At 62.1% G+C, this 15,554-nt stretch carries 15 protein-coding genes; 3 read left to right on the top strand and 12 right to left on the bottom strand.

The genetic code is table 11. From position 1 onward, the window contains the following. On the bottom strand, window positions 1–233 hold a 233-nt coding region (locus PPN31114_RS23655), incomplete at its 3' end, for an electron transfer flavoprotein subunit beta/FixA family protein (RefSeq protein WP_425325287.1). Between the two features lie 408 nt (window positions 234–641). On the opposite strand from PPN31114_RS23655, the gene PPN31114_RS23650 reads away from it, so the two are divergent. Together PPN31114_RS23650 and PPN31114_RS23645 are read left to right on the top strand one after the other, a co-directional pair. After that, a complete protein-coding gene (locus PPN31114_RS23650) occupies window positions 642–1,529 on the top strand; it encodes an alpha/beta hydrolase (protein WP_174988433.1) in 888 nt (295 codons plus the stop codon). Window positions 1,530–1,661: 132 nt separating this feature from the next. After that, window positions 1,662–2,435 (top strand): ferredoxin--NADP reductase, encoded by a 774-nt coding sequence (locus tag PPN31114_RS23645; RefSeq protein ID WP_150681968.1) that lies wholly within the window; start codon window positions 1,662–1,664, stop codon window positions 2,433–2,435. Window positions 2,436–2,446: 11 nt separating this feature from the next. On the opposite strand, the gene PPN31114_RS23640 is transcribed toward PPN31114_RS23645, so the two are convergent. Together PPN31114_RS23640 and PPN31114_RS23635 are read right to left on the bottom strand one after the other, a co-directional pair. Further along, complete coding sequence (locus PPN31114_RS23640; RefSeq protein ID WP_150681967.1) at window positions 2,447–3,256, bottom strand: enoyl-CoA hydratase; 810 nt, start codon at window positions 3,254–3,256, stop codon at window positions 2,447–2,449. A 50-nt stretch (window positions 3,257–3,306) separates the two neighbouring features. Further along, window positions 3,307–4,230 carry a histone deacetylase family protein gene (locus PPN31114_RS23635; RefSeq protein WP_150681966.1) on the bottom strand — a complete coding sequence of 308 codons (924 nt, stop codon included), beginning with the start codon at window positions 4,228–4,230 and terminating at the stop codon, window positions 3,307–3,309. A gap of 549 nt (window positions 4,231–4,779) precedes the next feature. Here PPN31114_RS23635 and mltB point away from each other — a divergent pair. Then, window positions 4,780–5,844: a lytic murein transglycosylase B gene (gene mltB / locus PPN31114_RS23630; RefSeq protein ID WP_246182718.1), complete on the top strand. Its 1,065-nt coding sequence runs from the start codon at window positions 4,780–4,782 to the stop codon at window positions 5,842–5,844. Window positions 5,845–5,980: 136 nt separating this feature from the next. Here mltB and cysM read toward each other — a convergent pair whose 3' ends face one another. The 9 genes from cysM to rpsA form a co-directional block, all read right to left on the bottom strand. Beyond that, window positions 5,981–6,883, bottom strand: coding sequence for a cysteine synthase CysM (gene cysM / locus PPN31114_RS23625; RefSeq protein WP_150681964.1), 903 nt, complete (start codon window positions 6,881–6,883; stop codon window positions 5,981–5,983). 164 nt (window positions 6,884–7,047) lie between these two features. Next, window positions 7,048–7,884, bottom strand: coding sequence for a ComEA family DNA-binding protein (locus tag PPN31114_RS23620; protein WP_150681963.1), 837 nt, complete (start codon window positions 7,882–7,884; stop codon window positions 7,048–7,050). Window positions 7,885–8,288: 404 nt separating this feature from the next. Beyond that, entirely contained in the window at window positions 8,289–9,293 is a 1,005-nt protein-coding gene (gene rfaD, locus PPN31114_RS23615) for an ADP-glyceromanno-heptose 6-epimerase (RefSeq protein WP_150681962.1), read from the bottom strand. A gap of 1 nt (window position 9,294) precedes the next feature. Further along, window positions 9,295–10,278, bottom strand: coding sequence for a D-glycero-beta-D-manno-heptose-7-phosphate kinase (gene rfaE1 / locus PPN31114_RS23610; protein WP_150681961.1), 984 nt, complete (start codon window positions 10,276–10,278; stop codon window positions 9,295–9,297). A gap of 17 nt (window positions 10,279–10,295) precedes the next feature. Further along, window positions 10,296–11,669: a UDP-glucose dehydrogenase family protein gene (locus PPN31114_RS23605; RefSeq protein ID WP_150681960.1), complete on the bottom strand. Its 1,374-nt coding sequence runs from the start codon at window positions 11,667–11,669 to the stop codon at window positions 10,296–10,298. Window positions 11,670–11,690: 21 nt separating this feature from the next. Beyond that, on the bottom strand, window positions 11,691–12,866 hold the full coding sequence (gene lapB, locus PPN31114_RS23600; RefSeq protein ID WP_150681959.1) for a lipopolysaccharide assembly protein LapB: 1,176 nt from the start codon (window positions 12,864–12,866) through the stop codon (window positions 11,691–11,693). Window positions 12,867–12,932: 66 nt separating this feature from the next. Next, entirely contained in the window at window positions 12,933–13,226 is a 294-nt protein-coding gene (locus PPN31114_RS23595) for a LapA family protein (RefSeq protein WP_150681958.1), read from the bottom strand. Window positions 13,227–13,464: 238 nt separating this feature from the next. Next, window positions 13,465–13,758 (bottom strand): integration host factor subunit beta, encoded by a 294-nt coding sequence (locus tag PPN31114_RS23590; protein ID WP_017232087.1) that lies wholly within the window; start codon window positions 13,756–13,758, stop codon window positions 13,465–13,467. 12 nt (window positions 13,759–13,770) lie between these two features. Further along, window positions 13,771–15,474, bottom strand: a complete 1,704-nt coding sequence (gene rpsA / locus PPN31114_RS23585) for a 30S ribosomal protein S1 (RefSeq protein ID WP_150681957.1) — start codon at window positions 15,472–15,474, stop codon at window positions 13,771–13,773. Window positions 15,475–15,554: the final 80 nt, after the last annotated feature.

Here is a 15,554-nt window from a genome sequence, read left to right as displayed (position 1 = left end):
ATCGCCAGCGCCGTGCGCAGCGTTTCTTGCGATTGCGCCACACCTGCCGAGACCGCAATCACTTCCGTCGCCACGCCTGCTTCCTTCAGACGCACCGCCTCTTCCACCGCGATTTCGTCGAACGGATTCATCGACATCTTCACGTTCGCGATGTCGACGCCACTGCCGTCGCTCTTCACGCGAACCTTTACGTTGTAATCCACTACCCGTTTGACCGGTACCAGGATCTTCATGAACTCGCTCCAAAGTTACGTTTACGTCAATCCGCTGCCATTATAACCACAGGGTTGATGACGCATTTATTGCATATTTTTGGCATTTTGTGGCAAAGACTCAATCTCCCTCTGAGTGAAGCCACATATGCGCGATCCTCGCGATAGCGGTGCCGGACCCAAGCTGACAAGCGCACTGAAACCACCAGGACGCCGTCACTGCCCGAACGATCGTGCTATTTTTATGCAAATCGTGACGCTCAACCAGTGTCTTCGTGGTGCATTTCCTCTAGAGAAATCCACCCGTCGCAAGGGCGCCTATGATCGAATGGCGCACCCGGAATTCAGACCGTCGCACGCATGACGGCTTACCGGAAATCAATTCGGAATTCGGTGACAAGCGCCCTGCCACCGGGCGAGGAGGAAGACATGACCACGCATTCGGAATCGCGTCTGAAGGCCAGCGACGGCCTCGAATTGCACGTACAAAGCTGGCGGCCGGAGAACACGACTGAACCGCTACGCGCAGTGGTCGCCATCGTGCACGGCATGGGTGAACATGGCGGACGTTACGCGCGGCTCGCCGCGCATTTTGCAGCGCATCAGATCGCCACCATCACGTACGACTTGCGCGGACACGGCCGCTCGGCCGGCGCGCGCGTCTTCATCAACGACTTCAACGAGTATCTCGACGACACCGAGATCTTCCTCACCCATGTTCGCCACACGTTCGGACAAGTGCCGTTGTTCGTACTCGGCCACAGCATGGGCGGCGCCATTGCAGCGCTCTACACCATCACGCGTGCGCCCGCTCACGTGCGCGGTCTCATGCTCAGCAGCCCCGCCCTCGCCCCCGGCGAGCCGGTAGCACCGTGGATGGCCAAGGCGGGACGCTGGGTGTCGCGCTGGTTGCCGAAAGTGCCGGTTTTCAAAATCGATCCGGCGATGATCTCGCGCGACAAGAGCGTCGTCGACGCCGCCAAGCAAGACCCGCTGAACGCCTATCGCGGCACCCCCGCGCGCACGGCGGCCGAACTGCTCGACGCGATGGCACGTATCCACGCCAATGCCGACGCGCTGCACCTGCCGCTGTATATCTTTCATGGCACCGCCGACAAGCTCACCGCGCCGTGGGCCAGCGAACAGTTCCATCACAACGCGGGCTCGCAGGACAAGACGCTTCGCCTCTATCCAGGGCACTTTCACGAAACGCTCAACGATCTCGATCGGGAGAAGGTCATCGGCGACCTCACGCAGTGGATGTTGCAGCATCTGCCGCTCGCCAAAACGCCCGAACCCGCACACGACAGCGTCTAAGGCCGATAACCGGTGACGGGTGAAGGCTGACGGGCGAGCGCCCTGCGATCCCAGCACGGGAGCAGGGTCTCGTCCCGGTACGCCGTCCTGCGCGTTACACTGGTCTCGTTCGCATTCGCGAGGAGCACCGGCATGCAAGCGCAGACGAAATACTCGCCGCAAACCGTCACCGGCGTGCACTTCTGGACGCCGACGATCTTCAGCATCAAGACCACACGCCCGCCCGGATTGCAATTCGCGCCAGGCCAATTCGTGCGGCTCGGCCTACCCGGCGACGACGGCAACTTGATCTGGCGGGCTTACTCTTTCGTGAATTCCCCCGCGGAAGATACATTGGAGTTCTATGTAATCACCATTCCCGAAGGGCTGCTGACACCACGCATGTCGAAGCTCAAAGTGGGCGACGAGATGTTCGTCGATCACACCTCCTACGGCTTTCTGACGCTCGATCGCTTCACCGGCGGCAACGACCTCTGGCTACTCGCCACGGGCACGGGCCTCGCGCCGTTCGTATCGATTCTGCGCGATCCGGCCGTCTGGCAACGCTTTGAAAAGATTTATGTCGTGCACAGTGTGCGCTGGGAACGCGACCTCGCTTATTACGAGGAGTTGCGCCACTTCTCGCATCCCGACGTCGATCCGGCGCTCGTCGCAAAGCTGCACTTTGGCGTATGCGTGACGCGCGAGCAGACGCCCGGAGCGCTCTTCGGGCGCATCACCTCGTTGCTGGAATCGGGAGAACTGGAGCAGTCGATGGGGACGACGCTGGACCCTGCCACGTCGCGCATCATGGTGTGCGGCAACCCGGATATGGTGAAGGAACTGCGTGCGTGGTTCACCGGCAAGGGCTATGCGGTGAGCCGCACGGCGACGCCGGGCCCGCTGGTGCTAGAGAAGCAATGGTGAACCGGTGACGCTTACGACTTCGCCCAACCCGGCGCGCGCTTCTCGATAAACGCCTGCACGCCTTCGAGCGCGCAATCGTCCATCATGTTGCAGGCCATCGTCTGACCGGCCATCTGATAGGCCGCTTCGATTCCCGTCTCCAACTGGCGGTAGAAGAGGCCCTTACCGGCAGCGACAGCCGCTGCGGGCTTCGCCAGGATCGACGCACATAGCGCCGCCACTTCCGCATCGAGCTTTTCCATCGGCACGACTCGGTTGATGAGCCCTCGCTCGCGCGCCGTCGGTGCGTCGATGAAGTCGCCGGTCAGCAGCATCTCCATCGCCTGCTTGCGCGACAGATTGCGCGACAGCGCGACGCCCGGTGTCGCGCAAAACAGCCCCACATTGATGCCCGATACGGCAAAGCGCGCTGCGGACGCGGCGACGGCAAGATCGCACATCGCCACCAACTGACAACCCGCTGCGGTGGCAATGCCGTGCACACGGGCGATGACGGGCTGCGGCATGCGCTGCATCGTCATCATCACGCGGGTGCATTGGTTGAAAAGCCGCCGATAGTAATCGAGCGATGGCTCGGCACGCATTTCCTTGAGGTCGTGGCCTGCGCAGAATGCTGCGCCCGACGCAGCCAGCACCACCACACGCACGGTGTCGTCGTTTGCAACGGCGTCGAGCGCACGTTGCAGCGCGTCGAGCATCGCTTCCGACAAGGCGTTGAACTGGCGCGGACGATTGAGCGTGAGCGTCGTCACACCGGCGAGATCACCCTCGCCGTGCGTAACGAGTACCAGCGGTTCATCGGTGGCAGTGGAAGCCGTCATGATCGTCTCCTGTGCCACGTCATGCCGCGCGGCATCGAACGGGGCACCGCTCAAACGTCGGCGAGCACCTTCAGATGCGCGACAACGCTGCGGCCCAATGCCGAGAGGTTATAGCCGCCCTCGAGGCAACTGACGATGCGGCCCTTCGCATGACGGTCGGCAATCGCCTTCACCCGCTCGGTAATCCATGTGAAATCCGCCTCGGTGAGGCCCAGATTGCCGAGATCGTCTTCGCGGTGCGCATCGAAGCCTGCCGAGAAGAAGATCATCTCGGGACGGAACGCATCGAGCTGCCCCAGCCATCCGTAATCGATCGCCTCGCGCGCCGCCATGCCCGACGTACGCGCCGAGAGCGGAATGTTGAGCATGTTCGGTGCGGGGTGATCCGCCCCCGAAAACGGATAGAACGGGTGCTGGAAGATGCCGCACATCAACACACGATCGTCGTTGGCGAACGCCGCTTCGGTGCCGTTGCCGTGGTGCACATCGAAGTCGACGATGGCGACCCGCGAGAGCCCATGCACTTCGAGCGCGTGGGCCGCCGCAATCGCCACGTTGTTGAACAGGCAGAAGCCCATGGCGCGCGTAGGCGTCGCGTGATGGCCCGGCGGGCGCACGCTGCAAAACGCGTTGTCCAGTTCGCCGCGAATCACCGCATCGGTCGCCGCCACGGCAGCCCCCGCCGCGCGCGTGGCAGCACGCCACGAGTACGGGTTGAGCAACGTGTCGGGATCGATAGGGAAATAACCCGTTTCGGGGATATTGTCGCGGATGAAGTCGATGTGATCTTGCGTGTGCACGAGTCGCAAGCTGGACTCGTCGGCCGCAGGCGCTTCACGGCGCTCGAGCAAGCCGTCGATGCGCCCGGCGATCAGTTGATCCTCGATGGCGCGCAGCCGCTCGGGACATTCCGGATGCCACTCGCCCATCTCGTGACGGACGCAATCGGGGTGCGTATAAAACCCGGTAGCCATTCGATGTGTCGCGTTCGTATCGTTGTATTGGAACGAGGCGGGGGATACCCGCCGCGCCGTAGTCTCCACGTCCGGTAGCGGCCGGGCGAGAAGCCTGGCGAGCGTGAGCCGGATTGCACCAGTCTTCATTGGCAAACACTGGCAAACGCCTGCCGATGGCGGACATCCCCCATGAGCCTGTCACTGACAGTGCACAGGCCTTAAGGTATCACAGGTGCACTCGGTTATACTGCCAAGCAGTCTCTTTCCAGCAGACCCGTGTCAGTTGGCAAAGGCCTTTCGCAGTGCTGCAAACCCGCAATTCTGCGAATTGGCCGGAACCCACACGAATGACCGACGCTCTAGACGTAACCGCTAGACGAAACGCTCACGCGATACCGCCAGTCACACCGGCAGTTCGCATTCGGACTTCATACAGGCCTGACAGACAGCATGACATCACCGGTACGGATGTACGATTCTCTCCCGCCGGCGCAATCGCGCCTCCCCCTGCAACTCGCGCGTCCGATACGCGTACTCGGCACTGCTCTTTGTGTCGGCGCCTTCGCCATGACGATGCTGGGTGTGTCCAGTGCGCAAGCACAATCGGCACGTCCCAAGCAGGTTGCTCAGCAATCGACAGAGTTCGAAGAAGAAGTGGTGCCGCAGCGCTACGCGGCCAACCCGGAAGTCGACGCGTTTATTAACGACGTGGTCGCGCGTGACGGCTTCAATCGCGCCGAATTGCAGAAGATCTTCTCGCGCGTCGTGTTCTCGCAAACTGCGGCACGTCTTGCGGCACCGCCCGCCGTGCCGGGGCAGAAGAATTGGAAAAACTACGAGAAGCGCTTTCTCGATAACACGCGCATCAATGGCGGCGTGCGGTTCTGGAATCAGAACGCCGATACGCTCGCGCGCGCCGCGCAGCAGTACGGCGTGCCCGAAGAGATCATCGTCGCCATCATCGGCGTCGAGACGATCTACGGGCGCAACATGGGCAACTTCCGCACCATCGATGCGCTCACGACGCTCGCATTCGATTACCCGCCTGCGCGCAACCGTTCCGAGCGCATGGCGCTCTTCCGCAACGAGCTCGAAAACCTGCTGCTGTACGCACGCGAGCGCGCGGTCGATCCGTTCAGCATCTATGGTTCGTACGCGGGCGCCATCGGCATTCCGCAGTTCATGCCGTCGTCGATTCGCAACTATGCGGTCGACTACAGCGGCGACGGCAAGATCAATCTAACGAACGATGTCGCCGATGCCATCGGCAGCGTGGCTAACTTCCTCAAGCAGCACGGCTGGCAAAGCGGTCAGCCTGTGGTGTGGAATATTGCGAACGACCGCGGGAGTCAGGGGCTGGCGGAAGCCGGTGCCGACGGTCAGCCCGAGCCGCACTGGAAACTCGGTGACTTCATCAAGGCTGGGATGTTGATGAACGAGCCGCGTCTCGATGTGGGCGCAAAGCTCGACACGCCGGTGCTGATCGTCGACTTGCCTACGCCGGGCGAAGCCACGCAGTACCGCATGGGGCTGAATAACTTCTACGTGCTCACGCGCTACAACCGCAGCTTCTTCTACGCGATGTCGGTGTACGACCTGGCCGACGCGATCAAGGCCGCACGCGCGCCCTGAGATCGCCTTAGCAAGGCTCGGCGCTGATTACCGAGCCACCAATGAAAACGGGACCGCAAGGTCCCGTTTCTACATTCGCGCGAGGTTTCGTTATGCGACGATCACGCGCGTGTCGCGTCGTTTAATGCACCGCTCGTTACGCCGGAAACACGCCCGTCGACAGATAACGATCGCCGCGGTCGCAGACGACGAACACGATGGTCGCGTTCTCGACTTCATGCGCAAGATTCAACGCGATCTGGCAAGCGCCAGCCGCCGAAATACCGCAGAAAATACCCTCTTCCGCAGCGAGGCGGCGCGCCATGATCTCCGCTTCCGCCTGCGTCACCGAGATCGTGCGATCCACGCGTGCACGGTCGAAAATCTTCGGCAGATACGCTTCAGGCCATTTGCGAATGCCCGGAATGCGCGAGCCTTCAGCCGGCTCGGCACCGATGATCTGCACCGCGTCGTTCTTTTCCTTCAGGTATTGCGAGACGCCCATGATCGTGCCCGTCGTCCCCATGGCCGAGACGAAGTGCGTGATGCGGCCTTCGGTGTCACGCCAGATTTCGGGGCCGGTGCTCTCGTAGTGCGCGAGCGGATTGTCCGGGTTGGCGAACTGATCGAGGATGATGCCGCGGCCATCGCGCTGCATCTGTTCGGCGAGATCGCGGGCATATTCCATGCCGCCCTTCACCGGCGTCAGGATAATCTCGGCGCCGTATGCGCCCATGCTCTGACGACGCTCGATCGACAGGTCTTCGGGCATGATCAGCACCATCTTGTAACCGCGAATCGCAGCGGCCATGGCCAGTGCGATGCCGGTGTTACCCGAGGTGGCTTCGATCAAGGTGTCGCCCGGTTTGATACGCCCGCGCAGTTCGGCGTGCTTGATCATCGAGAGCGCCGGACGATCTTTCACCGAGCCGGCCGGGTTGTTGCCTTCGAGCTTGCCGAGAATCACGTTGTTGCGGCGGCGGATTTCGTCGTCGGGCAAACGCACCAGTTGCACCAGCGGCGTGTTGCCGATGGTGTCTTCGATAGTCTTATAGGCCATTGCGCTAAGCTTTTTCGGTCGGGAATCGAAACATTCTAATCCACCGGCCATGTCCGCGCTGACGGTATGGGTTAGCGCAATGCCCGCGCATCAAATGCAGAGGGCCGATTCAGGCGTGTTATTGCCCGAATCGGCCCGCTTTTGCTTTGCCGCTTTACGCGACGTTACGCCTTGGGCGCACTAGCCGCCGCCGGGGCTTTGGCTTTCTTCGACTTGCTCGACTTTGCCGGTGCGGCGTCGGTGGCCGCAGCGGGTGCCGATGCCGTCGACGGCGCAGCGGTAGCCGCCGAAGCCTTCGACGATTTCGATTTACTCGACTTGGTGGCCTTAGCATCCGCTGCCGGTGCCGTTGCGGTTGCGGCTGCCGCCGAGGCCCCTGCCGGTGCGGCGGCGGTGGTTGCGTCCTTAGCCTTCTTCGACTTCGACGACTTCGTCTTGGCCGTGGTGTCGGCAGCCGACGCAGCGGTCGCTGCCGTCGCCGTCGTTGCAGCAGGCGCAGCAGTCGCCGCAGGGTTAGCCGTCATTGCCGGGCCCGTAGACTTCATCGCAGTGCCCGGTGCGGGCGACATCGTGCTCGACGGCGCAGGTTTCATGGTCGTGGCAGGTGCCGGGGCAGCCGGTGCCTGTGCCGTGGCCGGTGCTGGCTTGGCGGGCGCGGCAGGCGTCTGAGCGGCGGGCGGTGTCGGCGCAGCAGGTGTTGCGGGCTTGGCCGCTGCCGCCGCCGGTGTGCCGCCGCCCTGGCCGTTAATCGTCATCCCTTCCGATTGCAGCGTCGAGACCGACTTGGTGCCCAGCCCCTTGACGCGATTGGCCACGTCGGCGGCATCTTTGTATGGTCCGTGGGCGTTGCGCTCGTCGATGATGGCTTTGGATTTGACGGGACCAATGCCTTTGAGCGATTCGAGGGTCGCCTGGTCGGCGGTGTTGATATCGACGGCGGCCATGGCCAGGCCGCACAGGGCGAAAAAGGTAACAACTGCCAGCAAGAGCTTGCGGAGCATGGTGCAATCCTTTTTGAGACAGTCCGAGACTTGCCGCGCCCTGCGTCCGGCGCATGCGAGACGACCGGGGAAAAACGGCGTGACTCGGCGAACAAGACCGGCGATGACGAGCGGATCGTGATGCCCTCTCGGCCACCCCCTCCCTTTGCTGCCCTTCGGCAGCCCTACGCACCCTTCTCAACCCTTGCGTAGTCAGAACAACATCCCCCGGCGGCGCCGACCGACGGCATCGGTTGCCGGGAATGGATACGCGCAATTGACACGTATATCGAGGTTAACGCGCTCAGGCGCGTCCGGATGACATCCGGGTGCCCGCTCCCCCAACTTCGCCCCAAAACAAAACGGGGAACCCACTGGGCTCCCCGTCGTTCAAGCGATTCAGCCGACTGGCATCGCGGCGCGGCTCATTGTGCCAGCAGCCAGCGCACGTAGCGCGAGACGCCCTCGCCCACCGTGTAGAACGGCTGCGTATAACCGCCCGCCTGACGCAGATGCTCAATGCTCGCCTGCGTAAAGCACTGGTACTTGCCGCGCAGTGCGTCCGGGAAATCGATGTACTCGATCAGCCCCTGGCGCACCAGTTCTTCGAGTCCCAGCGGCGCTTCGCCCTTCTCTTCGCGCAGCGTGTTGATCACCGCCACAGCGATGTCGTTGAACGGCTGCGCGCGGCCCGTGCCCAGATTGAAGATGCCGCTGCGCTCCGGGTGGTCGAAGAAGTGCAGGTTGACCTTGACCACGTCTTCCACTGACACGAAGTCGCGGCTTTGCGTACCGGCGGCGTAGCCGTTGTACTCACCGAAGAGCTTCACGCGGCCATTAGCGCGGAATTCGTTGAAGTTGTGGAACGCCACCGACGCCATACGGCCCTTGTGCGCTTCGCGCGCGCCGTACACGTTGAAGTAACGGAAACCGGCCACCTGACTCGGCAGCTTGCCGCCCGCCTCGCGCATGGCGCGGCGCACAATTTGATCGAACAGAAACTTCGAGTAGCCGTAGACGTTCAGCGGCTTCTCGTATTCGCGCGACTCGACGAAGGTCTCCGATGCGCCATAGGTCGCCGCCGACGAGGCGTAGAGGAACGGCACCGCCTGAGCGAGCGATGCGTCGAACAACGCCCGCGTATAGCGAAAGTTGTTCTCCATCATGTAGCGGCCGTCGGTCTCCATGGTGTCGGAGCAGGCGCCTTCATGAAAAATGGCACGCACGCGACCGAACTCACGGCGCTGAAAGCGCGCGACGAAATCGGTCTTGTCGAGGTAGTCGCTGATCTCGCAATCCACCAGATTGCGAAACTTGTCGGCACGGGTGAGATTGTCGACCGCCACGATGTCGGTCTCGCCGCGCTCGTTGAGGGCTTTGACGAGGTTAGCGCCGATGAACCCGGCGGCGCCGGTCACGATGATGGTCATGTCAGTTCGGGAAAAGTTCGGAGTAGTCCACGCTCGCCGTGCCGAGCTTGCCGACGACGATACTGCCGGCGCGATTCGCCAGCACCACCGCCTGCGGCAGCGGCAACCCGGCGGAAAGTGACGCCGCGAGCGTCGCAATAACGGTGTCGCCCGCGCCCGAGACATCATACACTTCGCGTGCCTGCGCCGGCACGTGCAACGCGCCGGTCGCCGTGAAGAGGGTCATCCCCTCTTCCGAGCGCGTAAGCAGCAGCGCTTCGAGGTCGAGCGACTCGCGCAGGTTCTGCGCGCGTTGCGTCAAATCGTCTTCAGAACGCCATTCGCCGACCACTTGCTGCAACTCCGATCGGTTGGGCGTCAGGATCGTCGCGCCGCGATAGCGTTCGTAATCGCTGCCCTTCGGATCGACGAGCACCGCCTTACCGGCCGCACGCGCCGCTTCGATCATCGGCTGAACATGCGTCAGACCGCCCTTGGCATAGTCCGACAGCAGGACGACGTCGTAGTCGTTCACCAACTGACGATACTGATCGAGCACGGCCAGCAGCACTTCGCGTGCCGGCAGATTCTCGAAATCGATACGCAGCAATTGCTGCTGACGCGAGACGATGCGCAGCTTGATCGTGGTGGCCAGTTCGGCATCGCGTGTGACGTACGAGGTCACGCCGCTGGCGTCGAGCAGATCGGTCACGCGGTTGCCCGGTTCGTCCTGCCCCAGCACGCACAGCAGGCCTGCTTTCGCGCCCAACGACGTCGCATTGAGTGCCACGTTGGCCGCGCCGCCCAACCGCTCCTCGTTACGCTTGACGTGCACGACAGGCACCGGCGCTTCCGGGGAAATGCGATTGACGTCGCCGAACCAATAGCGGTCGAGCATCACGTCGCCAACGATCAGCACACGCGCACGCGCGAAGGCTTCACGAGGAACATTGGGCACGCCCGGCGCTTGCACCGTGCGAGTGAGCGAAGTTGCCGTCGATGTCATGCGTCGCTCCTCGAAACTCAGGCAGGCACGTGCAAGCCACGGCCGATGGCGTGGTATTCCACGCCCAGCTCGCGCATCGCTTCCGGATCGTAGAGGTTGCGGCCGTCGAAGATCAGCGGCATCGACAGCGACGCCTTCACGCGGGCAAAGTCCGGGCTGCGGAAGGCCTTCCATTCTGTGACGATCACCAGCGCGTCGGCCCCCGTGAGTGCATCGTTCTGCGACGTGCAGAATTCAATGCGCGCATGTGCCGTGGGGTCGTTCTCGAAGTCGAGTGCAATGACGCGGCGCGCTTCTTCAAGCGCCACCGGATCGTAGACACGCACACGTGCACCGCGCGCCACCAATTCGGCAATCACGCGACGGCTCGGGGCTTCGCGCATGTCGTCGGTGTTCGGCTTGAACGCGAGGCCCCAAAGGGCGAACGTCTTGTCCGAAAGGTCTTCACCCAGACGTTTCACGATCTTGCCGATCAGCACGGTCTTCTGGGTCTCGTTGACGGCTTCCACCGCATCGAGAATGCGCAGCGGCAGGCCGTAGTCGTCCGCCGTGCGCACCAGCGCCTGCACGTCCTTCGGGAAGCACGAGCCGCCGTAGCCGCAACCAGCGTAGAGGAAGTGATAGCCGATACGCGGGTCCGAGCCGATGCCCTGACGCACGTTTTCGATGTCGGCGCCCACGCGGTCGGCCAGATTGGCCAATTCATTCATGAACGAGATACGCGTTGCGAGCATCGCGTTGGCGGCGTATTTCGTGAACTCTGCCGAGCGCACATCCATGTAGAGCGTGCGTTCGTGATTGCGATTGAACGGCGAATACAGACGCTTCATCATGGCGCGCGCCTGTTGGCCGTCGGCGTCGTCGTCGACACCGATCACGATCCGGTCGGGGCGCATGAAATCGTCCACGGCCGCGCCTTCCTTCAGGAACTCGGGGTTCGAGACCACCGAGAACGACAAGGCTTCGCCACGTTTGGCCAGTTCGTCGCTCACGGCCGCGCGAACCTTGTCTGCCGTGCCCACCGGCACGGTCGACTTGTCGACGATGACTTTGAATTCCTTGGCGTAGCGACCGATGTTGCGTGCAGCGGCGACCACGTATTGCAGGTCGGCCGAGCCGTCTTCGTCGGGGGGCGTCCCCACGGCGATGAATTGCACTTCGCCGTGGGCGACCGACGCTTCGACGTCCGTCGAGAAATGCAGGCGGCCCGCCTCGCGATTGCGCGCGATGATCTCTTGCAGACCCGGCTCGTGGATAGGCACGCCGCCGTTGTTAAGGATCTCGATCTTGCGCGGATCGACGTCCAGACAGAACACGTCGTTGCCGACGTCTGCCAGACAAGCGCCCGTAACAAGGCCGACGTAACCGGAGCCGATGATAGTGACTTTCATGATTGCGCGAACTTAAAAAAATTAGGAGGCCGCCGGCACGTCGGCACGTCGCGGCGTGTAGGTCTCCCAGCCATTACAGCCGGGGCACTGCCAGTAAAAGAGTCGGGCGCGGAAGCCGCACTGGTCGCAAACATAGCGCGGCAGCGACTTCGTACGTTGCGTGATGAGCTTGCCCATCAGTTGCAGGTCCGCCTGCGTCTCGCCATGCGCGGTCACGGCGTGCGCTTCGAGCAAGCGCGCCATACCCGGGGCGCTCGGCGCACGCTGCATCTGCTCGCGCATCACCTTGAGCGCGGCTTCGGGGCCGTGCAAAGCGAGTGTCTTTTCGTAGACGATCTCAAGCAGATCGTCCGAGGGGTTGCGCAGCAGAGCATCGTGCAGCAACGCCAGCCCTTCCGGCGCACGGCCCAGCGCTTCGTACGCCTTCATCAGGCGCTTGGCGGCCAGCCCCAGATAGACGGGGTTCTGCTCTTCGATCGTGCGCAGCACGCGCAGCGCGCCTTCCGCATCGCCCGCGGCCAGCAGCATATCGCCACGCAACAGCGGCGCGCGTACGTTGGCGGGATTCACGTCGAGCGCAGCGTCCAGCTCACGCGCGACCGCTTCGGCGTCCTTGCGCTGCAAGGCTTCCTGCGCAAGTTCGCAATGGAACTGTGCAATCTCCTTGCGATATGACACGGCGGGGTCGAGATCGCTGAGCGTCTCCGCCTCGGCGAGCGCCTTGCGCCACTCTTTCTCGATTTGATAAATCGTGAGCTTGGCGTGCTGGGCGGCCTTGGCGTAGTTGCCGGTTTGCAAACGGCCAAAGGCTTCTTCGGCGCGATCGAGCAGCCCTGCCTTCAGAAAATCGTGGCCGAGTTCGTAGAGCGCATGCTCCTGATCGGACTTAGGCAAGTCGTCGCGCGAAAGCAAGTTCTGATGCACACGAATGGCACGCTCGGTCTCGCCGCGACGGCGAAACAGGCTGCCGAGCGCAAAGTGCAGTTCGGTGGTCTCGGGGTCGAGCTTTGCGACTTCGATGAAGGCATCGATTGCCTTGTCCGGCTGCTCGTTGAGCAGAAAGTTCAGCCCGCGAAAATAGGACGCCGGCAAGTTACGGCTCTCGGAGAGCAGGCTGCGCAAATCCAGTCGCGCAGCGACCCAGCCGCAGCCGAAAATCACCGGGATGGCCAGAAGCCACCAGACCTCGAATTCCATGGATGCGTGTTGTCTTTGAAACAGTCGATGAGGATGGCGAACGTCGCCGCTTGATCGCCTGCCGCCTTATACCGGCGGCAGCATCGGCGGCTGATCGCTCGCCTCGGGATCGCGCTGCGCACGGGCCAGATCGCGGCGGGTGCGACGCAGTTCCAGCCGTTGACGCGTCAGGCTCGGCAAGGTTGCCAGCACACCGATCACGCCACCGACCACGAAGAACGCCAGACCGATCATGATGAGCGGCGCCGTCCACGTATGCCCCAGGAACAGGTTCAACGTGACCTCGCCCGTATTGGCGAGTGCGAGACACAGCAACACCACGAAGACGATGAGACGAACGATCCAAACAATCAGCTTCATGCCGAAAGGCTCCTGCGGCAGGATTGCCGTATGTTTTGCGACTTGAGCCGGCCTCGTACGCAGCAAAGATGCCGCTTACGCGCGGGCCGGCACGTGCGCGTATTGTACCGGATGTGCCCTAAGAGGCGGCGTTCATGCAACGCGCTTCACATTTCTAGGAATTGCGTGCATCTGCATTCGCCAAAAACAAAAAAAGCGCCCGAGGGCGCTTTTTTTGCGTAGTAGATCCCAAAGGGCCTTATTGGTCCGACGCCTTGTGATCAACCCGCTCTCGCAGTTCCTTACCAGGCTTGAAGTGAGGCACGAATTTCTCCGGCACCATCACTTTCTCACCCGACTTGGGGTTGCGGCCGACGCGCGGTGGCCGACGGTTGAGCCCAAAACTACCGAATCCGCGGATCTCGATACGGTGGCCGCGCGCAAGCGCGTCAGCCATCGCGTCGAGAATCGTCTTCACCGCGAAATCGGCATCCTTGAGCACCAACTGGGGAAACCGCGCCGCCAACTGGTTGACCAATTCAGACTTGGTCATAGGCCTTGGACCTTACTGATTCTGGCTGTCCAGCTTGGCCTTGAGCAGCGCACCGAGGTTGGTGGTGCCGCTCGCTGCCGAGCTGTCCGACGACAGCTTGCTCATCGCTTCTTGCTGCTCAGCCGAATCCTTAGCCTTGATCGACAGGTTGATGTTGCGCGACTTGCGGTCGATGTTGACGATCATCACGTTGACGGCGTCACCATCCTTGAGCACGTTGCGAGCATCTTCCACGCGGTCTTGCGAGATTTCCGAAGCACGCAGGTAGCCTTCGACGTCCTCACCCAGCGACACGACAGCACCCTTCGGGTCAACCGACTTGACCGTACCGTTGACGATCGAGCCCTTGTCGTTGATAGCAACGAACGTGTTGAACGGATCGCCTTCGAGCTGCTTGATACCCAGCGAGATGCGTTCCTTCTCGACGTCGATACCCAGAACCACGGCTTCGACTTCGTCGCCCTTCTTGTACTTGCGGACGGCGTCTTCGCCGGTTTCGCTCCACGACAGATCCGAGAGGTGGACCAGGCCGTCGATGCCGCCAGGCAGACCAATGAACACGCCGAAGTCGGTGATCGACTTGATGCCGCCCTTGATCTTGTCGCCCTTCTTGAAGTTGCGCGAGAAGTCATCCCACGGGTTCGGCTTGCATTGCTTCATGCCGAGGCTGATACGACGACGGTCTTCGTCGATCTCGAGCACCATGACTTCGACTTCGTCGCCCAGCTGGACAACCTTGGTCGGGGCAACGTTCTTGTTGGTCCAATCCATTTCCGACACGTGAACCAGGCCTTCGATGCCCGATTCCACTTCGACGAATGCGCCGTAGTCGGTGATGTTGGTGACCTTGCCGAACAGGCGGGTGCCTTGCGGGTAACGGCGAGCAATGCCTTCCCACGGATCTTCGCCGAGTTGCTTAACGCCCAGCGAGACACGGCCCTTCTCTTGATCGAACTTGAGGATCTTGGCGGTGACTTCTTGGCCAACCGACAGAACTTCGCTCGGGTGACGCACACGACGCCATGCGATGTCGGTGATGTGCAGCAGGCCGTCGATACCGCCGAGGTCCACGAACGCGCCGTAGTCGGTGATGTTCTTGACCACGCCCTTGACGATCGCGCCTTCCTTCAGGGTTTCGAGCAGCTTGGCGCGCTCTTCACCTTGGGTGGCTTCGATCACGGCACGGCGCGACAGCACAACGTTGTTGCGCTTGCGGTCGAGCTTGATAACCTTGAATTCGAGGGTCTTGCCTTCGTACGGGGTCGTGTCCTTGATCGGACGCGTGTCAACCAGCGAACCCGGCAGGAATGCACGGATGCCGTTGACCATCACGGTCAGGCCGCCCTTGACCTTGCCGGTGATCGTACCGGTCACGAGGTCGCCCGATTCGAGAGCCTTTTCCAGTTGCAGCCACGAGGCCAGACGCTTGGCCTTGTCGCGCGACAGCACGGTGTCGCCGTAGCCGTTTTCCAGGGCGTCGATCGCCACGGAAACAAAGTCGCCGGCCTGAACTTCGACCTCGCCCTGATCATTCAGGAATTCTTCGATGGGGATGTACGCTTCGGACTTGAGCCCGGCGTTGACGACCACGAAGTTGTGGTCAACCCGAACGACTTCAGCGCTGATGACTTCACCAGCACGCATGTCTTGACGGGAGAGCGACTCTTCGAAAAGCGCCGCGAAAGATTCGTTGGTCGAGGTTTGCAGGTCGGACATAAATGTGGATTACGCCGCTGGCGTCTCAGATCCCGGAGGGGGGGCTGACAAAAACGCACAACGGTTGGGTTAAAGGTTAG

Source organism: Pandoraea pneumonica (genome assembly GCF_902459645.1).
GTDB classification, from domain to species: domain Bacteria; phylum Pseudomonadota; class Gammaproteobacteria; order Burkholderiales; family Burkholderiaceae; genus Pandoraea; species Pandoraea pneumonica.
Note: the sequence above shows the minus strand (reverse complement) of the source record. Positions and strands in the feature narration are given on the sequence as shown.

Coding starts and splice junctions, on each gene's coding strand:
- PPN31114_RS23640 (WP_150681967.1), bottom strand. CDS start 3,256: ATGACGGCTTCCACTGCCACCGATGAACCGCTGGTACTCGTTACGCAC.
- lapB (WP_150681959.1), bottom strand. CDS start 12,866: ATGGAATTCGAGGTCTGGTGGCTTCTGGCCATCCCGGTGATTTTCGGC.
- PPN31114_RS23650 (WP_174988433.1), top strand. CDS start 642: ATGACCACGCATTCGGAATCGCGTCTGAAGGCCAGCGACGGCCTCGAA.
- cysM (WP_150681964.1), bottom strand. CDS start 6,883: ATGGCCTATAAGACTATCGAAGACACCATCGGCAACACGCCGCTGGTG.
- PPN31114_RS23620 (WP_150681963.1), bottom strand. CDS start 7,884: ATGCTCCGCAAGCTCTTGCTGGCAGTTGTTACCTTTTTCGCCCTGTGC.
- PPN31114_RS23635 (WP_150681966.1), bottom strand. CDS start 4,230: ATGGCTACCGGGTTTTATACGCACCCCGATTGCGTCCGTCACGAGATG.
- PPN31114_RS23605 (WP_150681960.1), bottom strand. CDS start 11,669: ATGAAAGTCACTATCATCGGCTCCGGTTACGTCGGCCTTGTTACGGGC.
- rfaD (WP_150681962.1), bottom strand. CDS start 9,293: ATGACCATCATCGTGACCGGCGCCGCCGGGTTCATCGGCGCTAACCTC.
- PPN31114_RS23590 (WP_017232087.1), bottom strand. CDS start 13,758: ATGACCAAGTCTGAATTGGTCAACCAGTTGGCGGCGCGGTTTCCCCAG.
- rpsA (WP_150681957.1), bottom strand. CDS start 15,474: ATGTCCGACCTGCAAACCTCGACCAACGAATCTTTCGCGGCGCTTTTC.
- rfaE1 (WP_150681961.1), bottom strand. CDS start 10,278: ATGACATCGACGGCAACTTCGCTCACTCGCACGGTGCAAGCGCCGGGC.
- PPN31114_RS23645 (WP_150681968.1), top strand. CDS start 1,662: ATGCAAGCGCAGACGAAATACTCGCCGCAAACCGTCACCGGCGTGCAC.
- PPN31114_RS23595 (WP_150681958.1), bottom strand. CDS start 13,226: ATGAAGCTGATTGTTTGGATCGTTCGTCTCATCGTCTTCGTGGTGTTG.
- mltB (WP_246182718.1), top strand. CDS start 4,780: ATGACGATGCTGGGTGTGTCCAGTGCGCAAGCACAATCGGCACGTCCC.